15 protein-coding genes are annotated in these 24916 nt (G+C 68.1%); 6 read left to right on the top strand and 9 right to left on the bottom strand.

The genetic code is table 11. The annotated features are described in order from the left end of the window. Window positions 1-37: 37 nt before the first annotated feature. Window positions 38-925, bottom strand: coding sequence for a type II secretion system protein N (locus FHW12_RS18555; RefSeq protein WP_182532553.1), 888 nt, complete (start codon window positions 923-925; stop codon window positions 38-40). Between the two features lie 177 nt (window positions 926-1102). Between FHW12_RS18555 and FHW12_RS18550 the strand changes: the two genes are divergently transcribed. From FHW12_RS18550 to FHW12_RS18540, 3 genes are all read left to right on the top strand, one after another. Then, window positions 1103-2644, top strand: a complete 1542-nt coding sequence (locus tag FHW12_RS18550; protein ID WP_182532552.1) for a hypothetical protein — start codon at window positions 1103-1105, stop codon at window positions 2642-2644. 77 nt (window positions 2645-2721) lie between these two features. After that, the gene (locus FHW12_RS18545) at window positions 2722-3330 is read left to right on the top strand and encodes an ECF-type sigma factor (protein WP_220484539.1); all 609 of its coding nucleotides are present in this window, start codon (window positions 2722-2724) and stop codon (window positions 3328-3330) included. A 31-nt stretch (window positions 3331-3361) separates the two neighbouring features. Further along, entirely contained in the window at window positions 3362-5851 is a 2490-nt protein-coding gene (locus FHW12_RS18540) for a serine/threonine-protein kinase (RefSeq protein ID WP_182532551.1), read from the top strand. A gap of 158 nt (window positions 5852-6009) precedes the next feature. On the opposite strand, the gene rhlB is transcribed toward FHW12_RS18540, so the two are convergent. Continuing rightward, window positions 6010-7785 carry an ATP-dependent RNA helicase RhlB gene (gene rhlB, locus FHW12_RS18535; RefSeq protein ID WP_182532550.1) on the bottom strand — a complete coding sequence of 592 codons (1776 nt, stop codon included), beginning with the start codon at window positions 7783-7785 and terminating at the stop codon, window positions 6010-6012. 303 nt (window positions 7786-8088) lie between these two features. Here rhlB and trxA point away from each other — a divergent pair, with 303 nt between their 5' ends. Continuing rightward, complete coding sequence (gene trxA, locus FHW12_RS18530) at window positions 8089-8418, top strand: thioredoxin TrxA (RefSeq protein WP_131996449.1); 330 nt, start codon at window positions 8089-8091, stop codon at window positions 8416-8418. Window positions 8419-8490: 72 nt separating this feature from the next. Beyond that, a complete protein-coding gene (rho, locus tag FHW12_RS18525; RefSeq protein WP_428993634.1) occupies window positions 8491-10281 on the top strand; it encodes a transcription termination factor Rho in 1791 nt (596 codons plus the stop codon). Between the two features lie 69 nt (window positions 10282-10350). Here the strand turns inward: rho and FHW12_RS18520 are convergent, their stop codons facing one another. The 6 genes from FHW12_RS18520 to FHW12_RS18495 form a co-directional block, all read right to left on the bottom strand. Continuing rightward, on the bottom strand, window positions 10351-10926 hold the full coding sequence (locus FHW12_RS18520; protein WP_182532549.1) for a hypothetical protein: 576 nt from the start codon (window positions 10924-10926) through the stop codon (window positions 10351-10353). Further along, window positions 10923-19361 (bottom strand): FG-GAP-like repeat-containing protein, encoded by an 8439-nt coding sequence (locus tag FHW12_RS18515; RefSeq protein ID WP_182532548.1) that lies wholly within the window; start codon window positions 19359-19361, stop codon window positions 10923-10925. Before FHW12_RS18515 ends, FHW12_RS18520 begins: the two co-directional genes overlap by 4 nt. A 272-nt stretch (window positions 19362-19633) precedes the next feature. Continuing rightward, window positions 19634-20095: a hypothetical protein gene (locus tag FHW12_RS18510; RefSeq protein WP_182532547.1), complete on the bottom strand. Its 462-nt coding sequence runs from the start codon at window positions 20093-20095 to the stop codon at window positions 19634-19636. 94 nt (window positions 20096-20189) lie between these two features. After that, a complete protein-coding gene (locus tag FHW12_RS18505) occupies window positions 20190-21029 on the bottom strand; it encodes a hypothetical protein (RefSeq protein ID WP_182532546.1) in 840 nt (279 codons plus the stop codon). 136 nt (window positions 21030-21165) lie between these two features. Next, the gene (locus FHW12_RS18500; RefSeq protein WP_182532545.1) at window positions 21166-22167 is read right to left on the bottom strand and encodes a patatin-like phospholipase family protein; all 1002 of its coding nucleotides are present in this window, start codon (window positions 22165-22167) and stop codon (window positions 21166-21168) included. Further along, window positions 22164-23144, bottom strand: coding sequence for a helix-turn-helix transcriptional regulator (locus tag FHW12_RS18495; protein ID WP_182532544.1), 981 nt, complete (start codon window positions 23142-23144; stop codon window positions 22164-22166). The genes FHW12_RS18500 and FHW12_RS18495 overlap by 4 nt, the downstream gene beginning before the upstream one ends. A 142-nt stretch (window positions 23145-23286) precedes the next feature. On the opposite strand from FHW12_RS18495, the gene FHW12_RS18490 reads away from it, so the two are divergent. Next, entirely contained in the window at window positions 23287-23865 is a 579-nt protein-coding gene (locus FHW12_RS18490) for a hypothetical protein (RefSeq protein ID WP_182532543.1), read from the top strand. A 111-nt stretch (window positions 23866-23976) separates the two neighbouring features. Here the strand turns inward: FHW12_RS18490 and FHW12_RS18485 are convergent, their stop codons facing one another. Further along, the gene (locus tag FHW12_RS18485; protein ID WP_182532542.1) at window positions 23977-24795 is read right to left on the bottom strand and encodes a DUF6498-containing protein; all 819 of its coding nucleotides are present in this window, start codon (window positions 24793-24795) and stop codon (window positions 23977-23979) included. Window positions 24796-24916 lie beyond the last annotated feature (121 nt).

Below are 24916 nucleotides of genomic sequence, written 5' to 3'. Positions count from 1 at the left end.
TTCCTTGTTGGAGGCGCGAGTGGGTTCACGCGGGGCATCATCGCAGGCCGACCGTGATTTCGGTCGGTTTGCCCGCGCGCAGGACGGTCACGCGCACCGAGCTCGCGCTGCCGAGGCTCGACATGATCTGCTGGCCGCGCTCGATCGAATCGACCGGCGTGCCGTTGACCGCGGTGACGACGTCGCCCTGCTGGAAGCCGAGCTGGTTCAGCAGCACGACGTCGGTCCCGGTGGATACGCGCACGCCGGTGAGGCGTCCGTCGGCGAGCACGGGCACGACCTGCACGCGCTTCATGAGTTCGGCCGGGTTCTGGCGCAGGCGCTCGACCTGCGCCTGCAGGCCGTTCGGCGCGCGCACGGCCTGCGCCGCGGGGGTCGTGCCCGGCGACGCATTCGTCGCCGACGCGCCCGCGCGGGCATTCGCACCCGGCGCGGTCGCGCCGCGCGGCGAGGCGGCCGGCCGCAGGTCGCTGTCGCGTGGCAGCGTCAGCGTCTCTTCACTGCCGTCGCGCGTGACGACGACGCGATCGGCGTAGACGCGCGCGAGGCGCACGCCGGGGCTGACTTCCTCGCCGACGCGCCAGCTGCGTTCGCCCTTGCCGGCGTCGGCGATCACCGCGATGCCCGCCTTCGGATCGGCGTCGGCGAGCGTGCCGCGCAGGATCAGCGAGGTCGTGCTCGGGCCGCTCGCCGCCTGCGGCGTATTGCCGAACAGGTGCCAGCGCGCGACCGACGTGCGCGCGGGCGTGATCGCGGCGGTGCCCGCGGGGACCGCATCCGTGGGTGGCGCCGCATCGCCCGGCAGCAGCGCCCCGACGAAGCGCAGCAGCAACCACGCCGCGAGCGCCGCGAGCAGCGCGCAGCAGAGCATCGCCGCGCGTTCGGCGGTGCGACTGCGGTCGTTGGCGAGGCGGAACGGCGACATCGACGGGTCCGGTCGTTTCGGCGTGCAAGCGTAGCAAACGCGCCCCTCGCCAGGGCGGTCCGACGCCGCGGTTCCAACGCGATGGCCGTTCCTGCGCGCATTCCACGTATCCCGGGCAGGCGCCGCCCTCCGCTTCGATGCAGGCGCGCCGATCGCTCACGAATGGAGGATTGCGCCATGTTCCGATCACCCGGCCCGCTCGCGCGGGTGCTGTTCGCGCTGTCTGCGGGTCTCGCCGCCTTGCCGGCTGCCGCCGTCGAGGTCGGCAAGGGCGCCGATGCGCCCGCCTACGAACCGTACGTGCTCGCGGTCGACGATTGGGCCTACGATCGGTTCTTCGCCGACGACGGCGTGTCGATCGATCGCTTCGCGGGCAGTCCGGGTTACTACGACGGCCGCAGGCTCGTGCGCCTCGCCGACGGCGACGTCGTCGTCGCCGGTACGGTCGTCATCAACGGCGACGACCAGCTCGGACTCGTGCGCTACAGCCCGTCCGGCCGGCGACAGACCTGGCCGTCGATCCCGGCCGCGTACGCGCGTTACGGCAACCAGTACATCGTGTTCCCGAACACCGCCACGCCGGATCCGAAACTCACCGGCGTGGCCGACATCAAGCGCTACGGCGGCAACCTCTACGTGCTCGCCACGCAGACCTATCGCGCGAGCAACGGCCTCGACAAGTACCAGGCCGCGATCATCGTATTCTCCGAAGCAGGCGATTTCCGCGGCTGGTGGTTCATCCGCCTCGACGACGACGTCTACAACGTGCCGCTCGCGATGGACGTGTCAAGCAACGGCCGCCTCACGCTCGTCGCCGGCAACTCGGCCGGCGGCCTGTGGACGCGCTTCTGGACCGCGCGCTACGCGATCGACGCGAACGGCGTGCCGAACCTCGACACCGGTTTCGGCAACGGCGGTGCGTCGACGTTCGAACTGCCCACGTCGACGAGCGCCTGTTCGGCCGCCGCGCTCGGCGGCAAGTGCCCGATCAGCGGCATCGACATCGCCCACGAAGCGGGCCTGGTCGTGCTGGTCGACCCGCCGTTCTACGTCGCGTTCACCAAGAAGTACGACACCGCGGGCGACCACGATCCGTGCATCGCCGCGTTCACCGGCAGCGGCCAGTTGCGCAGCGCGTTCAACGGCAGCGGCGTGCGCTGCTATCCGTTCGACGACGCCGGCAGCGACCACGACGACGAAGCGGTCGCGATCGACACGGATTTCCATGCGGTCGGCGGCTTCCCGCCCAGCTACGTGCAGGATATCTACCTGCTCGCCGACGTCTCGCGCCAGTACAGTCGCGGCACGGGCCTGTTGCGCGTCGACGCGAGCAGCGCGCCGGTGGCGGAGTTCGGTGGCACCGGCAAGCTGCTGTGGGGTGGTTGCGGCTCGACCTGCACGGTCGACCTCGGCGACGACACGCCGCTCGCGCTCGCGCGTCGCGGCAACGACATCGGCGTCGCCGGGCACTGGAAGCCGAACCTCGTCGACCAGCCCGAGCTCACCGTGCTCGACGCGCACAGCGGCGCGATCGGCGATTTCCAGGTGCACGGCATCGCGACCGGCGACGCGAACTACACCGACATCGTCGCCGACGGCGACGGGTTCGTAGCGGCCGGCTGGGCGCGCGACGGTTCGAGCAGCCGCATGTTCGCGACCTCGCGCTACCTGCCGCAGCGTATCGCCGACGACACGATCTTCCGCTACGGCGCGGAATGAGGCGGCGCGACCAGCGACCGTTCGAATGCATCGGCGGACGATGGTGCGCGCGGCGGCGCGCGCGGCGCGGCGCGCGCGTGACAGCCGCCCGCGACGCGCGCTACCGTTCCGCCATCATGGCGGCGCCCGACGACAGCGTCACGCGTTACCTGCAGCAGTGGCGTGCGGGTGACGCGCGCGCGCTCGACCGCCTGCTGCCGTTCGTCTACGCGGACCTGCGCCGCATCGCCGCCGGCGTGCTGCGCGCGACGCCGGGGCACGCGACGCTGCAGACGACGGCGCTCGTGCACGACGTACTTCTGCGCCTGCTCGGCCGTGCGCCGATGGCGTTCGAGGACACTTCGCACCTGCTCAACGCGAGCGCGCGCATGATGCGCCAGGTACTGGTCGATCGCGCGCGCATGGCGGCGACCGACAAACGCGGCGGGCGCTGGCTACGCGACGATTTCGCCGCGGCACTCGAGCTGCCGATCCCGGAAGGCACCGACCTCGACGCGCTCGACGCGGCGCTCGACGCGCTCGAGCGCGCGCACGAACGCATGGCGAAGGTGGTCGAACTGCGCTACTTCGTCGGCCTCGACGTCGCCGAAGTCGCCGCCGCGCTCGGCATCGCCGAGCGTACCGCACGGCGCGACTGGATCGCCGCGCGCGAATGGCTGCGCGAACGCCTGGAGCCGGCGACGTGATGCGCGCACGCGCGCACGGCCCGGGCGCCGCATGAGTGGCGACGACGACGCCGAACGCGACGTCGTGCGCATCTTCCGCGACGCACTCGACGCCGACGCCGGCATCGAGCGCGAACGCTTCCTCGACCAGCGCTGCGGCGGCGATGCGGCCCTGCGCGCGCGCGTCGAGTCGTTGCTGCGCAGCGCCTTCGACGCCGACGACGAGGACGCGGGCGCGGCCGGCGACGCGGGTGCAGGCGACAGCCTGCTCGGCACGATGCTCGGCGCATTCCGCCTGGTCGAGCGCATCGGGCGCGGCGGCATGGGAGTGGTCTACCGTGGCGTGCGCGAGGGCGGCGACTTCGCGCACGAGGTCGCGCTCAAGCTGATCCGCCGCGGCTTCGATTTCGACGACATCCGCGCGCGCTTCCTGCGCGAGCGACGCATCCTCGCGCGCCTGTCGCATCCGAACCTCGCGCGCTTCATCGACGGCGGCGTCGCGTCCGACGGCCGGCCCTGGTTCGCGCTCGAATTCGTCCGCGGCGCGCCGATCACGCGCTGGTGCGACGCGCGTCGCCTCGGCGTGCGTTCGCGCGTGCGCCTGTTCCTCGACGTCTGCGCCGCGGTGCAGTACGCGCATGCGCAACTCGTCGTGCATCGCGACCTCAAGCCCGCGAACGTGCTCGTCGACGACGACGCGCGCATCCGCCTGCTCGACTTCGGCATCGCTCGCCTGGTCGGCGGCGACGAGGACGACGTGGCGCCGGCGACGACGCTCGGCCAGCGCTACGCGCTCACCCCCGAATACGCCGCGCCGGAGCAGTTCGGCGGCGAGCCCGCGGGCGTCGCCACAGACGTCTACGCGCTCGGTGCGCTGCTCTACGAACTCGTCTCCGGCACGCTGCCGATCGCGGTCGAGCGCGGCGACCTGCTCGCCGCCGCGCACGCGGTGCGCACGACGCCGCCGACGCCGCTCGCGACGGCGATCCACCGAGCCGGTTCGGCGACGCCCGCCGAACGCCTCGCCGCGCGCACCAGCAACGCTGCCGCCTATCGCAACGAGGTGCGCGGCGACCTCGCGCGCATCGTCGACAAGGCGCTCGCGAAGGAACCCGCTCGCCGCTACGCGACCGCCGACGCGCTCGCCGACGACCTCGCGCGCTGGCTCGCCGGCGCCCCGGTGCGCGTGTCCGGCGACGCGATCGGCTACCGCCTGCGCAAGTTCGTCGCGCGCAACCGCGTCGCGGTCGCATTCGCCCTGCTCGCCGCGCTCGCGATCGTCGCCGGCATGGCGGCGGCGATCTGGCAGGCGCGCGAAGCGCGCATCCAGCGCGACGAAGCCGTCGCCGAAGCGAAGCGCTCGGACGGCATGCGCCAGTACCTGATGCTCATGTTCCGCGACGCGGCCGCGCAGAAGGACGTGACGCGCGTCGACGTGCGCGGCGTGTTCCGCGCCGGCGCCGAACGGCTGTTCGACGTCTTCCGGGAGCAGCCCGAAACGGGGCAGAACACCGCGCTGATGCTCAGCGACCTCTACCTTCAGCTCGGCGACGTCGAAGGCGCCACGCCGCTGCTCGAGCGCCTGCTCGCCTGGCCCGGCATCGACGCGAACCCGAAGGTACGGGCGAGCGCGCGCTACAACCTCGCCCAGGTCGAACTCGCGCGCGGCCACGCCGCGCGCGCGCGCGAACTGCTCGACCAGGCGCAGGCGTACTGGAGCGCGCACGCGGGCAGCGGCGCGCTCCTCAACGAAAGCCGTTCGACGCAGGCGAAGGTCGAGCGCGCGGAAGGCCGCGTCGACGAGGCGATCGCGACCTTGCGCTCGGCGATCGTCGAACGGCGCGCGATGATCGGCGCGGACGACTTCGAGACCGGCAATCTCCACAACACGCTGGCGAACGCGCTGATCCAGGTCGGTCGCTACGAGGAAGCGGAGGCTGCCGCGAACGACAGCTTCGGCATCTTCGAGCACCTCGGCCAGGCGGACTCCGACGGTGGCATGGCCGCGCTCAACAGCCGCGGCAACGCGGCCCTGATGATGGGCCGCAACGAACGCAGCCTCGAGGACTACCGCCGCGTCACCACGACGACGCGTGCGCTCTACGGCGAAACCACGAAACTCGCCGCGTCGCTGAACAACCTCGGCGTGGCGCTCAACCGGCTCGACCGCGCCGGCGAAGCCGTGCCGCTGGTCGAGGAAGCCTGGCGCATCACGCGCGCGCAGAGCGGCGAACGCAGCCCGCTCGCGGTCACCGTGCGCACGTCGCTCGCGGAAATCTACGTGAACACCGCACGCTTCACCGACGCGGACGCGATGGCGCAGGCGGCGCTCGACGTCGCCGAGACCGACTACGCCGGCAACCGGATCCTGCTCGGCGGTGCCTGCCGCGCGCGCGCACGCGTGCGGTACGCGCAAGGGCGCGTCGGCGAGGCGCGCGCCGACCTCGACCGCGCCACCGGCCTGTTCGTCGCCGCCGGCAAGGGTGGCGAAGGCTATCTCCGGCTCATGCAGCCACTGCGCCGCGACATCGACGCGCGCTGAACCGCGCTCGCCGGCGCGAGGGCGCCGGCGATTCTTGGACTCACGCCTGGGAACGCACGTGTGCGCGACCGCGACGCTCGAATCGCCGCACCGCATCCGGCCGCCGTGGCGCCGGCATGCGCGAGGCGCGCGTCGACGAATCGACGCGCGCGGACGACTCAGCGCGCGGTGAACATGCGCATGATGCGGCGGAAGAAGCCCTGCTTCGGCGGATGCGCGGCGCTCGGCGTGCCGGCGGCGGCAGCGGCGGCCGCCGCATGCGGATGGGGCTTGCGCTCGACGATGCGCTGCGGCTGCGAACCGCTGCGCTGCGCGGGCTGGCCACCGCGCTCGCCGCGCGGTGCGCCGCGCTGGCCGCTCTGCGGCGCGGCCGTCGTTGCATTCTCGGCGCCTTCGCGGTGCTTGTTGCGGCCACGACCACCGCGACGGCGGCGCTTGCGCAGTGCATCGCCGTCCAGTGCAGCGGCACCGGCCGGCGTCGCCGGCGGCGGATTCGACGCCACCGTCGTCGCGGCGGCGGCACCGGGCGCGGCGGCCGGCTTGGCGGCGCCGCGGTCGCGACGGCTGCGCTCGCGATCCCCGCTGCGCTCGCGCTCGCCGCGATGTTCGCGCGGACCGCCGCGCTCGTCGCGCGAGCGCGGGGCGCGCGCGGGCTTGCCGCTCTTCGGCGGCGGACCCGCGGTGTTGCGCGCATCGTCCGCCGCTTCTTCCTCGGCGCTGAGCGCGGCGCTCGCGTTCGCCGCGCGCGGACGCGGCGGCGGCACGACGAGCAGGTCGGGCGTGATCGGCGCAGTCGGGATCTTCTGCTCGATGTAGCTCTCGATGTCCGGCAGGCTCATCGCGTACAGGTCGCAGGCGAAGCTGATCGCGTCGCCCTCCTTGCCGAGGCGCGCGGTACGGCCGACGCGGTGCACGTAGTCCTCGGCGTCCTGCGGCAGGTCGTAGTTGAACACGTGCGAGACGTCGGGGATGTGCAGGCCGCGCGCGGCGACGTCGGTGGCGACGAGGATCTCGATCTCGCCCTTCTGGAAGCGGCCGAGCAGGCGCTCGCGCTTCGCCTGCGGCACGTCGCCGGACAGCGTCGCGACGGTGAAGCCGTGCTTCTCGAGCGCGCGCGTGATCTTCTCCGCGGCAATCTTCGTGTTGATGAACACGATGCTGCGATGCGCGTCGATGCGCGACAGCAGGTTGATCAGCAGCGGCTGCTTCTCTTCCTTGGCCGGGAAGTAGACGAGCTGGCGCACGCGGTCGGCGGTGACGTTGTCGGCCTCGACCGTGAGCTTCTCCGGCTCGTTCATGTGGTCGTAGGCGAGTTCGAGCACGCGGTGGCTCAAGGTCGCCGAGAACAGCATGCTCTGGCGCTGCTCGCGCGGCGGCATGCGGCGGAACAGGAAGCGGATGTCCTTGATGAAGCCGAGGTCGAACATGCGATCGGCCTCGTCGAGCACGACCGCCTCGATCGCGTTGAACGTGAACACGTGCTGCTTGAGGTAGTCGATCAGGCGGCCAGGCGTGGCGATGATGATGTCGCAGCCGGCCTTGAGCATCTCGCGCTGCTTGTCGTAGTCGATGCCACCGTAGATGAGCGCCGAACGCAGGCCGGTGTCGCGGCCGATGTTGCGGAAGTCCTTGTCGATCTGGATCGCCAGTTCGCGCGTCGGCGCGATGATGATCGCGCGCGGATCGGTCATCTTGCGATCGGCGACCGCGGGCTTGGTCAGCAGGCGGTTCAGCACGGCGACGAGGAACGCGCCGGTCTTGCCGGTGCCGGTCTGCGCCTGGCCGGCCACGTCGCGCCCGGCGAGCGCGAGCGGCAGGGTCAGCGCCTGGATCGGCGTGCAGCGCGTGAAGCCGGCGGCGTGCAGGCCCGACAACAAGGTCGGGTGGAGGTCGAAGCTTTCGAAGGTGATGTCGGTTATTGGGTGCTGGGACATGAGTGAACCACTAGGATGGCGATGAGGCGCCCCCTGCGATTCCCGCACCCTGGGGCGCGATGGATCCTGCTGGAGCGCCGGCTGGACGCGGCGCACGGGCGGCCGGATGGCGGCGCTGGCCCGCTCTTGCAAAGGCGCGACGGCGTCCCCAACTTGCGCCAGTCGACCGTTTGGGCTCAAATGGGTCGTGCTTCCGCACCCCCTTCGCAAGTCCCGTCTGCACCGACGCAACCGCATAAGTGTAGCGGAACGCCGCCCCAAGCGCGCGGTCGCGTCCAATCCCTTGTTTTTTGGAGTAGTCCCGTGAGCGAACACATTGCGCACGTGAGCGATGACCAGTTCGAGGACCAGGTCCTCAAGTCCAGCGAGCCCGTGCTCGTCGATTTCTGGGCCGAATGGTGCGGCCCGTGCAAGATGATCGCGCCGATCCTCGACGACCTCGCCCAGAGTTACCAGGGCAAGCTCAAGGTCGCCAAGATCAACATCGACCACAACCAGAAGACCCCGCGCAACTACAACGTGCGCGGCATCCCGACCCTGATGATCTTCCGCGACGGCAAGGTGCAGGCCACGCAGATCGGCGCGGTGAGCAAGACCCAGCTCGCGCAGATCATCGACAAGGCGATCGCCTGAACCGGCGGGGTTCGGGATTCGTGAACGCAGCGCACTTGCGCGCACGCGTTTTCGCGAATCCCGAAATCCCGGATCGCCGATGATCACCCGCTTCACCGCTGGACGCCCGCAAACGGCGGTGCTAACGTAAACCCAGCGCCCGGAGCCCACGCTGCTCCGCCCGCTTCTCCTTCGATCTCCCATCCCTCCCAGATTCACTACGGCGCCCAGCGAGGATTGCCCGTGTCCGAAAACGAAACGAACGATAGCGGCCCAGGCGCCGCCGCCGAAGGCCGTCCCGAGCCCCGGCAACGTGGCCCGCGCGGCCAACAGCAGCAGCAACCGCAGCAGGACGCAGCGCCGGCGAACGCCGAGGCGCGCAACCCGAACAACGACCAGGCCGGCGGCGACGGCGGCGATGGCAACCCGAACGCCGGTGGCGGACAGAACCCCGGCGGCCAGAACCAGGGCGGCCAAGGCGGTCGCCGCGGCCGGCGTGACCGGCGCAACCGCCACGGCGGCGGCGGTGGCGGCGGCAACAATCCGCAGGCCAACCGCAGCGGCATGTACGACGACGAGGAATTCGACGAGTCGAAGAACGGCGGCGGCAACGGCCCGCTGATCGACCTCAATGAACTCAAGCGCAAGAACGCGGCCGAGCTGCTCCTGCTCGCCGAGACCCTCGGCATCCAGGAAGGTGTCGCGCGCGCACGCAAGCAGGACATCATCTTCCTCGTGCTCAAGGCGCATGCGCGCGCCGGCGGCGGCATCTACGGCGAAGGCGTGCTGGAGATCCTGCAGGACGGCTTCGGCTTCCTGCGCGGCTTCGACGCGAGCTACCTCGCCGGCCCCGACGACATCTACGTCAGCCCGAGCCAGATCCGCCGCTTCAACCTGCGCACCGGCGACTACATCACCGGCCGCATCCGCCCGCCGAAGGAAGGCGAGCGCTACTTCGCGCTGCTGAAGGTCGACCACATCAACGGCGAGCCGCCGGAAGCGTCGAAGAACAAGGTCCTGTTCGAGAACCTCACGCCGCTGTTCCCGCGCAAGGCGTTCCACCTCGAGCGCGGCAACGGCTCGTCGGAGGACATCACCGGCCGCATCCTCGACCTCGTCGCGCCGATCGGCAAGGGCCAGCGCGGCCTGATCGTCTCGCAGCCGAAGGCCGGCAAGACGATGATGCTGCAGAACGTCGCGCAGGCGATCGTGCACAACCATCCGGAAGCGCACCTGATCATCCTGCTCATCGACGAGCGTCCGGAGGAAGTCACCGAGATGCAGCGCGGCGTGCGCGCCGAGATCGTCGCATCGACGTTCGACGAACCGGCCGTGCGCCACGTGCAGGTCGCCGAGATGGTGATCGAGCGCGCCAAGCGCCTGGTCGAGCACAAGAAGGACGTGGTCATCCTGCTCGACTCGATCACCCGCCTCGCGCGCGCCTACAACACGGTCGTGCCGTCGTCGGGCAAGGTCCTCACCGGCGGCGTCGACGCCAACGCGCTGCAGCGCCCGAAGCGCTTCTTCGGCGCCGCGCGCAACGTCGAGGAAGGCGGCTCGCTGACGATCATCGCGACCGCGCTGATCGACACCGGCTCGAAGATGGACGAGGTGATCTACGAAGAGTTCAAGGGCACCGGCAACATGGAAGTGCACCTGAACCGCCGCATCTCCGAGAAGCGCGTCTACCCGTCGATCGACATCAACCGCTCCGGCACGCGCCGCGAGGAACTGCTGATCGACCCGGACCAGCTGCAGAAGATCTGGATCCTGCGCAAGCTGCTGCATCCGATGGACGAGCTCGCCGCGATGGAGTTCATGCTCGACAAGATGAAGAACACGAAGACCAACGACGAGTTCTTCGGCGCGATGAAGCGCGGCTGACGGCGGTCAGCGGCCAATTCGCAAAAAAAGGGCCGGCACAATGCCGGCCCTTTTTTGTCGAAGCGCGCTTCATGCGTCGGCGAATTGCTTCGCGAACCGTTCGGCGAATGCAGCGCCTTGCTCAAGATTGGCGATTTCCATCGCCCATTCCAGACCCTTCCAGTCCACGCCATAGTCCGGCTCTTCTGCAGCCAATACGCAAAGTCCAGTTCGGCGTTCCCCCCATATTGCCCATTTCGCGGCAGGCGAAGTCCACACGACGACTGAGGAATTCACGAACATGGAATCGGCCGGCCTCTCCCGCGGATGCGTGTCGAGGACCCGCCGGTATTGCTCGCCCGTTACAGACGTGGGCACCATGCTCCAATTGTAGTAGCCGAACTCTGCTTTGTAGTAGGTAACGGGATCTGGGTCCAGAACTGCCACGAGAATCCAAGAATCACCTGATCGAGCAGCAAGCGAACACAAAGATGCCCATGCGTCTGCGCTCATAGCCCAATCAAATTCCTCGAACTTGCGATGTTCGAGACGGCTGTGAAATGGAGAATCGGGGAGCTCGCAATTCGGATCGACCACCGAACTCAACAACGCCTTGAGCTTGACGAATTCACCATCCGCAAGAATATGGTCGGGCGTCTCATTCATGGCTTCTCGTCCTGCCCCAGCCTGATCTTCAACGGCTTATCAGCTCCGGGCGCGAAGTACTCCGCGGTGGGGCCGCCCGTGGATTTTGCGTTCTCGCGAAGTGTATATCTCGCCCCATCCTTCTCAAGAAGTATGACCTTGCCATCTTGTGACACGGAACGGGCCCAACCGCTCTCGACGAGATTCTTCTCAAAATCCACGATCGAGACATCGGTGGTCCGATTGGCGTATCGACTTCCACGCAAAGTAGTATCGAGGTACTTCGATGCCTTGCCCCCTGCCTCCGTTATACCCAGTAGACGTTTCGTCGCACTGAATAGGCGCGCGAGGGCACTCTCGGGAACCGCTACGGTAGTTACAGCAATATCCATCCCATCGCCAATGGTCCTACCGACCTTCGCGACAGTTTGAGCATCCTGCTTGAACTGCTCGACTCTCTTGTTTTGCTTCGCTTCGAGCTCATCCAGGCATTCAGAATCGCACAAGCCATTGTCCTCCTGCTTGTGCAGCTCGTGGTTGTAGGCATATTCGAACGCCGCCGTCAGCGCGCCGTTTGCAAACTTCCCGCCGGTGACCGCGGAGATCGTGCCGCCGATCATCGCCATCTCGATTCCGTCCGCGTAGGGATGGCCGGTTTCGATCGGCGTGATCGTCGCGGTCAGGCCGGCGGTCACGAAGCCGTGGCCGAAGCGGCCGCCGCGCAGGTGCTCGAGCACGCCGCCTTCGAGCGCATGCGCGCCGATGTTGCCCCAGCTTCCTTCGGAGAACGTCGAGCCGATGCCGAAGTTCAGGGCCGCATCGAAGGCACCGAGCACGGAACCCTGCAGGTTTCCGGACGTGATGAATCCGGAGATGAAGCCGGACATGATCGTTCCGGTCGCGGCCTCGGCCGGCGCCGCGGCGGCGCCCGCGCCGTAACCGTAGTAGTAGCCCGTGTACAGCGTGACCGCGATCGCCGCCACCGTGCGCACGTAGCCCTGCTGGCGGTGGCCCCAGTAACCGGTCGGGTCGGTCGTCGTGAGCGGGTTGTTGAGGACGTAGCTGTAGCGGTTGTAGCTCTGCAGGTTGCCGGCGTCCTGGACGAACGGGTCGGCCTGGATGAAACGCGCGAGGCGCGGATCGTAGACACGGCCGTTCATGTGGATGAGATCGGTCTCGTCCATCATCTCGTGGCCTGTGAAGCCGTGGTGGGTCAGCGACGCGTCGAATCCGAACCAGGGGGCCTGATCCATCGTCGTGCCGTAGTTGGGATCGGCGCGGCTGCCGAAGGGCGTGAACGCCTGCGTGCCGTTCGGTCCGAGCACGTTGCCGTTGTCGTCGGTGATCCGATGCGTCGACCCGAGGTTGTCGGTGAACAGGAACTCGTGCTGCTGGTTGACCGTCGAGTTGTTCGCGACCACCTGCGACAGCACCATGCCGGGGACATAGCGCTTGACTACGCGTTGCGTGCTGCCCGGGGCGGTGGTGATCTCCGCGCTGCCGACGAAGTGCGTGACCGTGGGCGTGCCCGTGCCGTTCGGATTGGTGTAGTCCGAACGCACGAGTCGCTGGCGTTCCGGTCCGTACGCCCAGCTCGTGGTGTGCGATGTGTAGATGTTGGCGAGATCGCTCGTGCGCAACGCGTCGTACGAGGTGTAGGTCTGCTTGCGCTTGACGAGGCGTACGCTGTTCGCGGTATCGAACGTGCGCGTCTGATTGCCGCGCGCATCGTAGCAATAGGTGTTGGTTCCGAGCGTGACGACGGCGTCCGGGCCTGCGGCGACTTCGCCCGAGGCAGTGCAGCTGGCACCACGTCCGCCGTAGGCGTACGTGCTCGCATTGCCGTTGGTCGTCTTGATGTTGCCGAAGCTGTCGTATTCGCTCGACGAAAGCGTCGCAACCGCCCCGTTGGGCTGCATGAACTTCGCGGTCGTCTGGCGCTGCAACGCGTCGTACGCGAACGTCTCGAACGTATGCGCGGCGCCGCCGGGCAGTCCCCCGCTGGTGTCGTTGCGGCCGACCATGTTGCCGAGCGCGTCGTAGTCGTAGTGGAGCTGCTGCACGACCCCGCCGGACGTGGCGATGTCGCTGAGCCAGCCGGTGTCGGGACGGTAGGTGCGCGTGGTCGTGAGCGCAGTGTTGCCGGCGCGCTGCTCGGACTTGATGTTGCCGCGCGCATCCATCGCCAGCACTTGCTGATAGGCCTGGCCGGTCAACTGGTACTCGGCATCGCGGACGTATTCGCGATAACCCTGCGCGTTGTACTGGTACAGCTCACCGGTCTCCGGAATGCCGCTTCCCCAGAACAGCGTCTGGAACGGGCGGCCGAATTCGTCGTAGGTACTCTTCTCGAAGTACGACGCCGTCGTGCCGCTGCTGATCGTCGTGTCCAGTTCCCGCAGGCGGCCGAACCCGTCGTAGTAGTGCTGCCGCGCATAGGGGATCCCGCCATCGGTACCGCTCGCGACCGAGACGACGCCGCGACCGCTGGTCGCCGTGTCGTACGACCACGTCGCGGTCGTCTCCGCCGTCGACGTGCACGTCCCGTTCGCGTAGCTGGAGCGTGCATACGCTCGGCCGCGTCCGTCGTACTGCGTCTTCTCGCAGCTCGTCGAGCTCCATCTCTTCACCAGTTCGCCGAGCGCGTTGTAGGCGTAGTTCCAGCTGCCGCTGTCGGGATCGGCCAGGCTCTTCCTTCGCCCGACGGCGTCGTAGCCGATCGTCGTGGTGGCGGACTTGCCGTCCCATCCCGTACGCGTCGTCTGCGCGAGATTGCCGTTCGCGTCGTAGGTGTTGGACAGCGTCGAGCCGAGCGCGTCGGTGACCGTGACGACCTGGCCCACGTGGTTGGCGGTCTGCGTCCGGGTTTCAGCGACGCCGGAGCTCGCGTTGTTGATCGGCAGCGTGACTTTCGTCGTCGGCAGACCGGCGCCGTCGTGCGCGTAGCTGTACGTCGTCGATTTGCCGTTCGGATGCGTGACTGTCTTGGGACGGCCCAGCACGTCGTACAGTGATGCGGTGGCGTAGAAGGTCCCGCTGACCGCATTGCCGATCTGCGCCGACGCCGGCGCGTAGGTGAAATACGGTTCGGTGACGCGATAGACGCGACCGAGGTTGTCGTAGGTCGTCTTCACGGCGATGTACTCGGTCGCCGCGAAACCTTGGGTCACCCGGAGCATCGGTCGCGCGAGCACGTCGAAGTACGTCCACGATTGCGGCGCGCGCGCGGTCGTCGCACCGACGGACGCGTTGAAGTCGACGCGGTATGCGGCGCCAGCCGGGCACGTCACCGCGACCGTACCATACCCGATGCACCAGCGATACGTCGTCGTCGAAGCACCGCCACTGTTGGTGGCCGTGAAGTACGAGCGCCCCATCGGCCCATAGGCACTGACCGTGCGCAGCCCGTTGGCGTCCGTGCTGTCAGTGACGTTGCCGAATGCATCGCGGCCGTCGATCTTCAGCGTCTGGTATTCCGTTGCGGCGGATCCACTGCTGAACGGTTCGAACACCGCATTCGCGTAAATGCCGGAGGGATAGTTCGTTCGCTTGTACCGTTGCACCCAGTTCGGGTCGGTCGGCTGGAACGTCATCGATGCCGCCGTGAGCGCGCTGCTGCATCCCGCGACGCTGTCGGCGCACGTCACCGTCTTCGTTTCGTTGCCGTAGGTGTCGTACAGGTGGTGCGTCGACAGGGCCTGGTCGGCGGGGCCGCCGGCCTCCACGCGCTCCTTGAGGAGCTGTCCCGTCGTCGGGTCGTATTCGAACGAGGACTTGCGCGTCGGATAGGTCGCTGCCACGACGCCTTCCAGGCCGGAGGCGGAGGACGTCGTGGTCGTGCTCGTCAGCCGTCCGACGTGCCAGGTGGCGACGTAGGCGTTCGCGGCGGACGGCGCCACATCCACGTCCTGTTCGTACGTATTGGTCGTCGTCACTTCGCGCATGACGTTCGTCGACGACTGGTTCGCCGACGAGTAGTCGAGGGTGTCGACCGCGAGCAATTCCGCACGGCTCGGCTCATACGTCGAGTACACGCGGTTCGAAGACAGCAGGCCGCCGTCCAGATCGTACTTGCGCGTCAGCGATCGCTGCTTGTAGACGAACACCGGCGCGGCTCCGCCCAGCGGCGTGTTGTCGGAAGCAGCGCCGTACACGTGCCACGCCCAGTTGTCCTGGACTTCGTTGATCATCAACTGGCTGCCGGTCACGTTGCCGAGGGGCAGGCGGAACATGCAGGCCGCGTCGTCCGGACTTCCGGGAGACGCGCACAGCGTGTCGACGGTTTCACCGGCGGTGTAGACCCGCGTTTGCGTCGGCGTGCCGAGCAACGGGAAGACCTGGTTGTACGTGGTGATCGTCTGCAGGCCGGTCTGCGCGTCGATCGACATGATCTCGCGGAAGCCGAGCGATCCACGCCCACCCCCCTGCATCTTGTAGCCCGAGTAGCGGTAGCGGATCGTGCTCAGTGCGTTGACCTGCCCTTCCACCGGGACGCTGCTGTCCAGGTATTGGACGACGAAGCGCGGCGTCGTCACGTCCTGCACCGGAGTGTGCCAACCGGCCGCCGTCGTCAGGGACGGCGCGCTGGTTTCGCGCGAGTAGACCGAGCGATAGGTCATCGGCGCGTAGTCCATTGCCGTCAGCGCACCGAGACCCGACGTGATCGAACTGATGACATTGCGCACCTTGTGGTGCGCGGACGTGCGCGTCACCTGCCATGCACCATGCGAATCGATCGGATTGATCTGCAGCGAGTCCGGCGTTCCGTCGCCGTCCATGTCGACGAGATAGCCCAACCAGCTCGTCGACAGATCGCCGACCTGCATGGCCGTGACCGTTTGCGTCGACGAGAATGCGTTGCCGGACCACAGGTGAACGACCGACTTGTTGGAGCCGGACATCGCTTCGACCGTCCAGAAATCGGCCTTGCCGTCGCCGTCGTAGTCGCCCAGCTGCGTTTGCTGGGCACCGCCGGTCTGCGCGCAACCGGGGCCGGGCGACGCGAGGACGGCGCACGTGGAGGGGCCACGGGTGCCGTTCTGGTTGATCTCGTACAACCAGACGGTGGCGTTGTTGCTCACCGGGGCTCCGGGGAACAGCACGTCGGCGAGCCCGTCGCCGTTGATGTCGGCGACCTGGAAGCTCGCATCCTCCATGACGTATTTCAGCGGACCGGTGGTCTGCGTGCACTGCCCCTCGCAGATCGTCCACGAGAGGCTGGCCAGCGGATTGAACACGAAGTACGAGCCCTCGACCTTGCCGGCCTTGAACACTTCCAGATACTTCGGCTGGTCCTCGACGGCGGCGTCGAACGTCGCCGAATCGACGAGCTGGGTATCGTCCGTGCCGTCACCTCTGGTCCCCGCGGTGCATATCCGGCCGGTACGCATCACCAGGTCGGCCTTGCCGTCCCCGTTGAAATCGGCGGTGCGCAAGGACTGCGTCGCATAGGAAACGAAGCCGCACAGCGCATCGCTGCCGCCGATGCGCGGCACGAACTGGTACGGCCCCTGGTACACATACGGCTGGCCCGGCGTACCGGTCGCCTTGAGCAACCAGACCTGCGCGCCGGCATTCGCCGCCCCGCCGCCGCTGCCGACCGTCAGCAGATCCGGCATGCCATCGCCGTCGAAATCGGCATTCAGCAGCTCGACCTTGCCATTGAACTGCATCGGACCCGTCACTCCGGTCTGCGGATTGCGGGCGATGTTAAGAATCTTCTGCGTGAACGGATTCGCCGCCGCGGCGCCGATCACGTTGCCGGCGCCGCTCTGCCAGACCACGCCCCGATACGGAGGAACGTCGCCGCGACCGGATACTGGCTCGAGCATCAGCAGGTCACTGCGCCCGTCGGCGTTGTAGTCGATCGTCTGCCAGCCCTTCGACGTGCTGAGGAACTTGCTGAACTGCGGACAGGTGCCGTTCGGATCATACGGTGGCGTGCCACCGCACACGCTCGAGAAGTTCAGGCCGATGCCACTCGCCGTCGAAGGGGCCGAGTACCCGACGAAGAAGTCGCGATAGTCGCAAGAACTGTCGTCGCAATGCAGGAACAGCGTGTCGGTTCGGCCGTCGCCGTCGAAATCACCGAACTTGACCGCGTCCGCCACGGCGTGGAAGAAGGAATCCGCGCCAGCGCGCGTCTGCGTGGATGGTGTCGTCGCGAGCCAGGCGTCGATCGGCGCCCAGTCGAAGCGCGTCGCCGGATAGCAGACCTCGTTTGTTCCGGATCCACCGCATTCCTGCAGCGACGTCATCGCCCGCAGCGACGGGTTGACCAGTTCCCGCGTTTCGTCATAGGCGGGTTTGTAAGTGCGCAGCGTCACGCCGCTGGCCTTGACCGTGATCCCCGTCAGCCACACGGCCTGGCTCGTGACGGCGATGCCTCCCTGATAGGCGGCGACCTGCTGCGCGGTCGGTCGTGGCGTCGTCGAAAACGTGATCTCGCCGCCGGCATAGACGATCGACTGCGGAACCAGGGCGGCATTGCCGACGACCGCCGGAGACGGCGTGGAATAGTTGTAGTTCACGACGTTGTTGTTCGCGTCGCGCAACTCGTACTGGTACCACACCAGGGTCACGCCACCCGTGCCCGTCGGCTGGCGCAGGCGCGCACCGAGCCCGTACCGGCGGATCGTTCCGTCCTTGGAATAGACGGTGAAGATCGTGGGAACGATGTAGGTCGAGCTGCCTTGGCCGTCGGTCGTGTCCGCACGCTCGACGACGATCTTCGTCGCGTTGTCGTTTTCCAGGCGGTAGACCGCACCGAGCGCACCGTTGCCGCTCGACACGAGCATCATGCGCTGTCCGTCCAGGCAATACGCCGATGAAGCGGGATTGGTGGTGAGTTCGCCGGTCGAGTCGGGGCCGTCGCCGTGTTCCGGTGCGCGCCGGCAAAGGGTGATCGCCGAGAACCCCTGGACCTGCCATCCGTATCCGAGCAGGCCGTCACCGGAACCGCTGTTGTAGACGAGCGCGAGATCCGGCGTGAGGCCACCCGCTCCGCGCGGCGTCAGCAGCGGAATGCGATATTGCGCATTGCCGGACTGGTCGACGGAAATCTGGCCGGCGGTCGATCCGACGCGATCCGACTCGATGTCGCGCGCAGGCGTCGCCGCCAGCTGCGGATCGCTTGGTACGGCCGCACCCGGCTCCTGTGGCGCCGCGACTACACGCACCGACGAGGAGCGACCAAGAACGGCGCCCGCACTCGAGCGCAGTTCGTAGTTGACGAAGGAACCGACCGGCAGCGCTTCGGAGATCGTGCCAACGGCGCCGCTTCCAATCGACGAGCTGCTGTATTGCGCGGCGTTGATGTCGTATCGCCACAACCTGTTCGAGCCCTCGATCCCGTTCCAACTGACCTCGAATCCGCACATGTTCTCGCCTACGGGCGCTTGGCAGAGCGGCGTCGAAACGAATACCTCGTTGGCCTGGTCCACCTTCGCGAGCGCCTGGGGGAACATGATTCCACTGCCGGGGGGGGGGAATACCAATGCTCGCCCGGTTCCCGTGGATGCTGCCGCGATATTGACCGCGAATGCGACACTGCCGCTGGCCGGCCCGTCGAAAGTGCGCGTCATCGCGCCTTGCGCCGGCCCTTGCGTCGGTGACAATGCCAGCATGCTCAGGCAGTAGTCGTTGCCGTTGCACGTCCCGCCGATCGGATAGACGGACCGCTTGGCCCTGACGTAGAACAACGGGATGTTCGTGGCACTCGTCTGCGGTGCTACAGCGGACTGGTTCTGACCGCTGAGCCACACAGGCTGGCCGAGGCCATCGAAGAAATGCACGTCCGCTACTTCGGCATAGACCGGTTGCGAATCGATGCCGAACGTGTAGCTCATGCCCCAGGCCTGCCGGGACACGGCGACCCCCCACAGGCCGGTGTAGCTTTCGCCCACATCCGTCGAGGACTCCGGAGGCTGGGACGCCGGCGGAGCGTCACGGAAGAAGTCGTAGAGGCATTCGTTGATGTTCTGCGTCCCGACGACATCCCACTTCCACCGGATGGCCGCCTGGGTCGTCGAATCACGGACGAACGTGACGGCGACCGAGCCCACGTCCTGCGACGACTGCGCCTGCGCCGGGTACGAATACGTCTTCTTCTGCAATTCGGCAGAGAACGTCTGCTCGTTGTTCGCATTGCGGGTGATCGCCACGACCGGCGTGGTCAGCCATACGGGCGTTCCGCTCCCATCGTAGGTATACAGCGTCGCGATGACTTTCGTGGCGTTGTCGAAGTAGTAGAAGTTCCAGCCTTCGCCGGCGCGGTCCGGATTGGCCCACGTGCCCGGAGCTCCCGGCGTCGTGCCGGGAATGACGGGAGGCGTGCCCGTGCTCGGGCAGATCGACGTGTCGGGCGCGGCCACGATGTCCGCGCGCGCGGCAGGAGGCACGAAGGCCGCCACCAGCAACAACAGCGATGCAACGATGCCCTTCCCGGCACCATTCATGAAAACTACCCGCTCCCGATCGATCCTGCGCATGCAGCAACACTCCATCAGCACGTTCTTGTCCCCTGATCGCGCGCATGGCTACGCGCCGGAGCTTGGCGCCCCGAACCCCGCAGAATCGGCGTGATCGCTTCGGATCCGACGCAGTGAGAACCTGCGCGAATTAATTTTTCATTATGCCACAACTGTAGGATGAAATCGTGACAAGCCTTCGGCGTTGTGCCGAAATCTCCTACGCCGCTCTCCGAGTTCTCAGAAAGAAAAGCCCATCGTCACGACAATATGAGCAGCACACTACTTCCACGAGCGGTCGTCGCTGGAACCGCAGATGCAAGCACGGTCTGCCCGGAAACCGTGAAAGCCAGGACTCCTAGCGTCGCGACGACCGGTGCCGGCACGCCATCGTTGTGGATCAACTCGACGGTGAGTGTGTATTCCCCGGGTGGGAACGTACCTATTCGATGGGTCACCGTCGCGGGATCGTAGATGCAGAATTCCTGGAAGTCCCAGTGGTGCCCATACTCCAGGATGCGAATCGCGTTCCCGACCTGGGTTACCTGCCGAAACCCGGCTCGCTCCGCGATGGCGTCGCAACCCCCTCCATGGACGCCTACGGACACCGGTTCGGAAGCCAGAGGCGACGCCGGAGTGATCCAGGGGCGATCAAAGAAGGCTCGAGCGCCTTGCACGTGGAGCAAGCAGGCCAGCAACAGCGCCGTGCGGCGCTTCATCATGGACTACCCTCCCCCAGTCCTGTCGTGGCGAATATACAGCGCACCGCGACGCGGCTCCGGCGTCGCACCGGAGCCGTCGCGTACCGCGTGACGCTCAGTCCACGCTGCCGAGATCGTCCGTCTCGACGCTCCAGCCGTTCTCGCCCTTCGCCATGAGCACGCGCCCGGCGCGCTTGATCTCGTCGCGGTCGACGCCTTCGACGCGCAGCACCGCGTGGTCGCCGCGCTGCACCGCGGAGAGGATCTTCACCGACACCGGCTTGCCGTCGCGCAGGTCCTTGAGGCCTTGCTTGGACTCGTTCTCGTCGTCCTCCGGCAGGCGCCATCGCGCCGACTCGCCGAGGATCCTGCGCAACGCGGGCAGGTCGCCCTTGGCGAGGGCGGCGAGGTAGGCCGAATAGGCGCGGCCGGGTTCGCCGCCGTCGACGCCGAGTTTCGTACCGGCGGTCGCCGCGGTCACGTCGGCGGCGAACGGCATGTCGAAGTCGTAGGTCTTGCCGAAGAAGTCGTCCGGCTCGGTCATCACCCAGCGTCCTTCGAGGTGCGTCGGCGTGCGCTTGGGCAACGTGAATTCGCCCGAGCCGGACATGTTGAACGACTCGCTCGGCTGGTCGTGCGAAAAGTACAGCCCGCATTCCTTGCCTTCCGGCGTGACGCAGATGCGCACGTAGCCGCCCGGCTTGCCGTGCGTCTGCTCGTTGACCTCGCTGCCGGGGTCGAACGCGTCGGCGACCTTCTGCACGTCGATCGGATCGCTGGTGAGGAACAGGTAGACCTGGGCAGGGCCGCTGCGCTCCTCGTGCATGACCGCGTAGGCGTGCTTGATGTCCATGCGCAGCTTGTCGAACCGGAAATAGCTGGCGCCGGCCGCTCCCGCGGCGGTCGATGCGAGCAGCAGGGCAACGCACAGCAGGCGGGAAACGGGTCGCTTCATGGCTTCGCTCCGGCGCCGCGAAAAGCGGCGCTCCGATACCAGAAACGGAAAACGACGACCGGGCGAACATCCGGGCGGAAAAATCATCGCCGGCGGCTACGGCGTGGAGCACGGACCGGCGCCTGCGGATCGACCGTCAGCGCGGCGCACGCGTCGGCATCCAGCGCGCGAGCGCCTCGCGCGTGCGGCGGCGGCCGATCTCGATGAGCTCCTCGGCGCGATGGAACTCGTAGAACGCGCAGGCGTTGCGCGGGATCGTCACGAGCAGGTCGGGCGGTTGCGCGGCGAGCTTGAGGCGCGTGATCGTCTCCTGCACGACGTCGAGCGAGCGCGCGAACAGCTCCAGCGCACCCGGCTCGTGCGGCGCGGCACGGCGCTCGCGCTGCTCGACGAATGCGTCGACGAACGCGGCGAACCGGCGCCGTCGGCCGCTGCCGGCGAAATCGGCCGGCGCCGGCTTGGCGCCGTCCGGCAGGTGCTCGGGCGTCGCCTGGCCGCCGCTGCCGCGATCCTCGTCGGCGTGCGCGGCATCGAGCGGCTCGGCCGGCGCGTTGACGTCGACCGCGATCGTCGCGTCGGTGAGGTCGCGCAGGGTCGGCGAGATCGGCAATGGATTGAGCAGGCCACCATCGACGAGCAGGCGGCCCTGGTAGTGGTGCGGACGGAACACGGTCGGGATCGCGATCGAGGCGCGGATCGCGTCGAACAGCGGCCCGCGCGAGAACCACACTTCGCGCTGCGCGTCGAGGTCGACCGCGACCGCGGTGTAGGGGATCGCGAGGTCCTCGATCAGGAGGTCGCCGACCATCTCGCGCAGGATGCCGCTGACGCGCTCGCCCTTGATGAAGCCGCCGCCGCGGAAGGTCCAGTCGATCAGGCGCAGCACGTCCAGGCGCTGCAGCGGGCGCACCCATTCGCGGTACCGGCCGAGCCTGCCCGCCGCGTGCATGCCGCCGACGAGCGCGCCCATCGAGCTGCCGGCGATCGAGCGGATCGCGAACCCTTGCGCCTCGAGCTCCTCGATCACGCCGATGTGCGCGTAGCCGCGTGCGCCGCCGGAGCCGAGCACGAGCGAGATGTCGATGCCGGGCGGCGCATCGGACGGGGGCGCGGGCAGCGCGGTCGGCTCTCCGGTCATGTCGGCGCACCCCCATACGCGCCGAGCGCGAGCTGCAGCAGGATCTTCATTTCCTCGCGCAGGCTCACCGGCGCGACGACTTCGGCGTCGGGACCGTACTTGAGCACGTCCATGAGCAGCTCGCGCGAGTTCGAGTATGGCACGCGCAATTCGTAGCGGCCGTCCGGCAGGCGTTCGCCCTGCTGCTGCGAATGCCAGTGCTCGTCGGCAACCCAGCGCGCCGCGTGCGGGGAGAAGCGGATCGTCGCCCACGCCTTCGGCGCACCCGAGAAGATGCCGTAGCTCGAAGCGAGGTGCGCGTCGAGCTCGCCCGCCTCGCGATCGAGCGCGGCTTCTTCGAGAGGCTGCGGATCGCGGATGCGGTCGAGTGCGAAGCTGCGCAGCGCGTCGCGACTGTGGTCCCAGGCGTCGAGGTACCAGTTGTCGCGGTAGTGCGCGAGGCGCTGCGGCGAGACGACGCGCTCGGTGGTCGCGTCGGTCGAGCGCGCGCGGTAGCGGAACCTAAGGCGCGTGCGGTTGAGCAGCGCGCCGGCCACGCCGCGGAACGTCGCCTGGTCGAGCCGGCGCGAGCCGCTCGCAAGCACGCGGATGCGTTCGACCGGCAGGCTGCGACCGCTCGCATGGTCGGACAGCAGGCGTTCGATGCGCGCGCGGAACGGCGCCAGCGCGCCGGCGAGCACGCCGGGATCGGCGCGGCCGAGCAGCTCGTTCAGCGCGAGCAGCGCAGCGAGCTCCTCGCTGGTCAGCCACAAGCCGGGCAGCTCGAAGCGCTCCGCCTCGTCGGCCGCGTAGCGGAAGGTCGACTCGTCCTCGCCGTACTCGATCGGCGCACCGAGCGCGTCGCGCAGGAACGCGATGTCGCGGTAGAGCGTCGCGCGCGAGCACGAGAGCTCGTCCTTGAGGCGCGCGAACGACACGGGATAGCGCGCCGATTTGAGGATACGATGCAGGGTCAGGATGCGTTCGTAGCGGTCCATGGCGGGCGTCCGGAACGGGATGCGCGACCTCGGGGCCGCGGCGATCCCGGAAGGATCGCACACGTCGCCGCGGCGTGCGCGGGCGGCGGTACGAGGTATCCGGTTCGCCACTTTTTTCTTCATCCATGCCAAGGAGCGTTCGATGTCGAAGATCCCGAAGATGCTGGCCGCCCTCGCGCTCGGCCTCGCCAGCAGCGCGGCCGGTGCCGCGCCGAAGGACGAGCTGCACGCCGCGTTCGCGAAGTTCCTGCAGGCGAAGAGTTTCCGCGCGAGCGTGACCGACGTGAAGAACGGCGGCGTCGTGTCGACGATGGAGTTCGTCGCACCGGACCGCTACCGCATCAAGCCTGCCAAAGGCCCGCAGAGCCTCGTCGTCGGCGACACGATGTACCTCGACATGAACGGCAAGCTCACGCCGATGCCGGTGCCCGGCATCGGCGAGAAGGTCGCGCAGTACCGCAACAAGGATTTCCTCGCCGAGGTCGAGAGCGGCATGACCGTGCAGGCGATCGGCGACGAGACGGTCGACGGCGAGGCGGCGAAGGTCTACGCGTACACCGTCACGAAGCCGCTCAAATCGGATGCGAAGACGTGGATCTCGCAGAAGAGCGGGCTGCCGATCCAGATCGAGTCGACTGGCTCCTTCATGGGTCACACGGCGACCACGCGCGTGCGCTACTCGGGCTTCGACGACCCGTCGATCCGCATCGACGCACCGTAAGGCCGCGTGCGCGGGCGGTACGCGCGGACGTGCGTGCCGCCGATTGCGCGGCGCGCGCGGGCACGATCGCGAGCGAGCGGCGGGACGCGCCGCCATGCGGCTCTCCTCGCGCTACACGGGCATCGTCTGCTCGTCTTCGGCGGCGCGGCGGCGCGACGCCTCCGCATCGCGCTTCCACTCGCGCGCGAAACCTTCGGCACCGCCCTTGTCCTTGCCGAAGCGCTCGCCGAGGCGCAGCGCCCATGCGGGCGGCTGGTCCGGCATCGGCGCGGGCGCGCGCGTCGTCGCGAGCTCCCACAGTGTCTTGAGGCCGATCAGCACGAACAGGAGGCCGAGCGCCGAGTTCGTCGCACCCATCGCCATCATGCCGAAGATGATCGCGAGATGGAGCACGAGCACGCGTCCCATGCGCTGCTGCACGACGAGGCGGATCCACGCGAACGGCCGCCCGCGCATGCCCGGCAGGTCGGCGAGGAAGGCCGCCCCGAGCACGCCGGCGAGCAGCAGCGCGCCCTGTCGCAACGCGTCGAACGAGAAGTGCCAGTTCGGCTCGTTCGGCAGGTTGTGGCCGAGGATGAAGGTGATCGCGAGCACGAACACGCCGTGCGCGAAGGTGAACACGAACGCGATCGTCGCGTAGTCGCCGAGCAGGGTCGCGCCGCGCCCGACCGCGTCGCTCGACGCGGCGCCGAGCTGGCCCGATCGCCAATGGCCGCGCTTGCGCGTGAGCGCGCGGTGCACCGCGATGCGCAGGCAGGTGAACACGGCGACGAGCAGGTTCTCGATCCAGAACAGCACGAGCACGTTGGCGACCGACCAGTGCAGGCGGATCACGCCGTAGATCGGGATCGCGTTGGTGACGAGCACGACGAACGCCGAGTACAGCCGCTCGCCGACCGCGGCGTGGCCGCCGCCCGCTGGCTGGTCCATGTTCCCCTCCCCTCGCGCGGTGCGCGGTGCCATCATCGCGCCGCGCCGCCGGCGACGGAAGGCTCGGCCGGCGCACGCGAGCGGCACGCGCTGCGCGGCGGCGCCCGCCTCGCGCGGCATG

The organism is Dokdonella fugitiva (assembly GCF_014138265.1).
GTDB classification, from domain to species: Bacteria; Pseudomonadota; Gammaproteobacteria; order Xanthomonadales; family Rhodanobacteraceae; genus Dokdonella_A; species Dokdonella_A fugitiva_A.
Note: the sequence above shows the minus strand (reverse complement) of the source record. Positions and strands in the feature narration are given on the sequence as shown.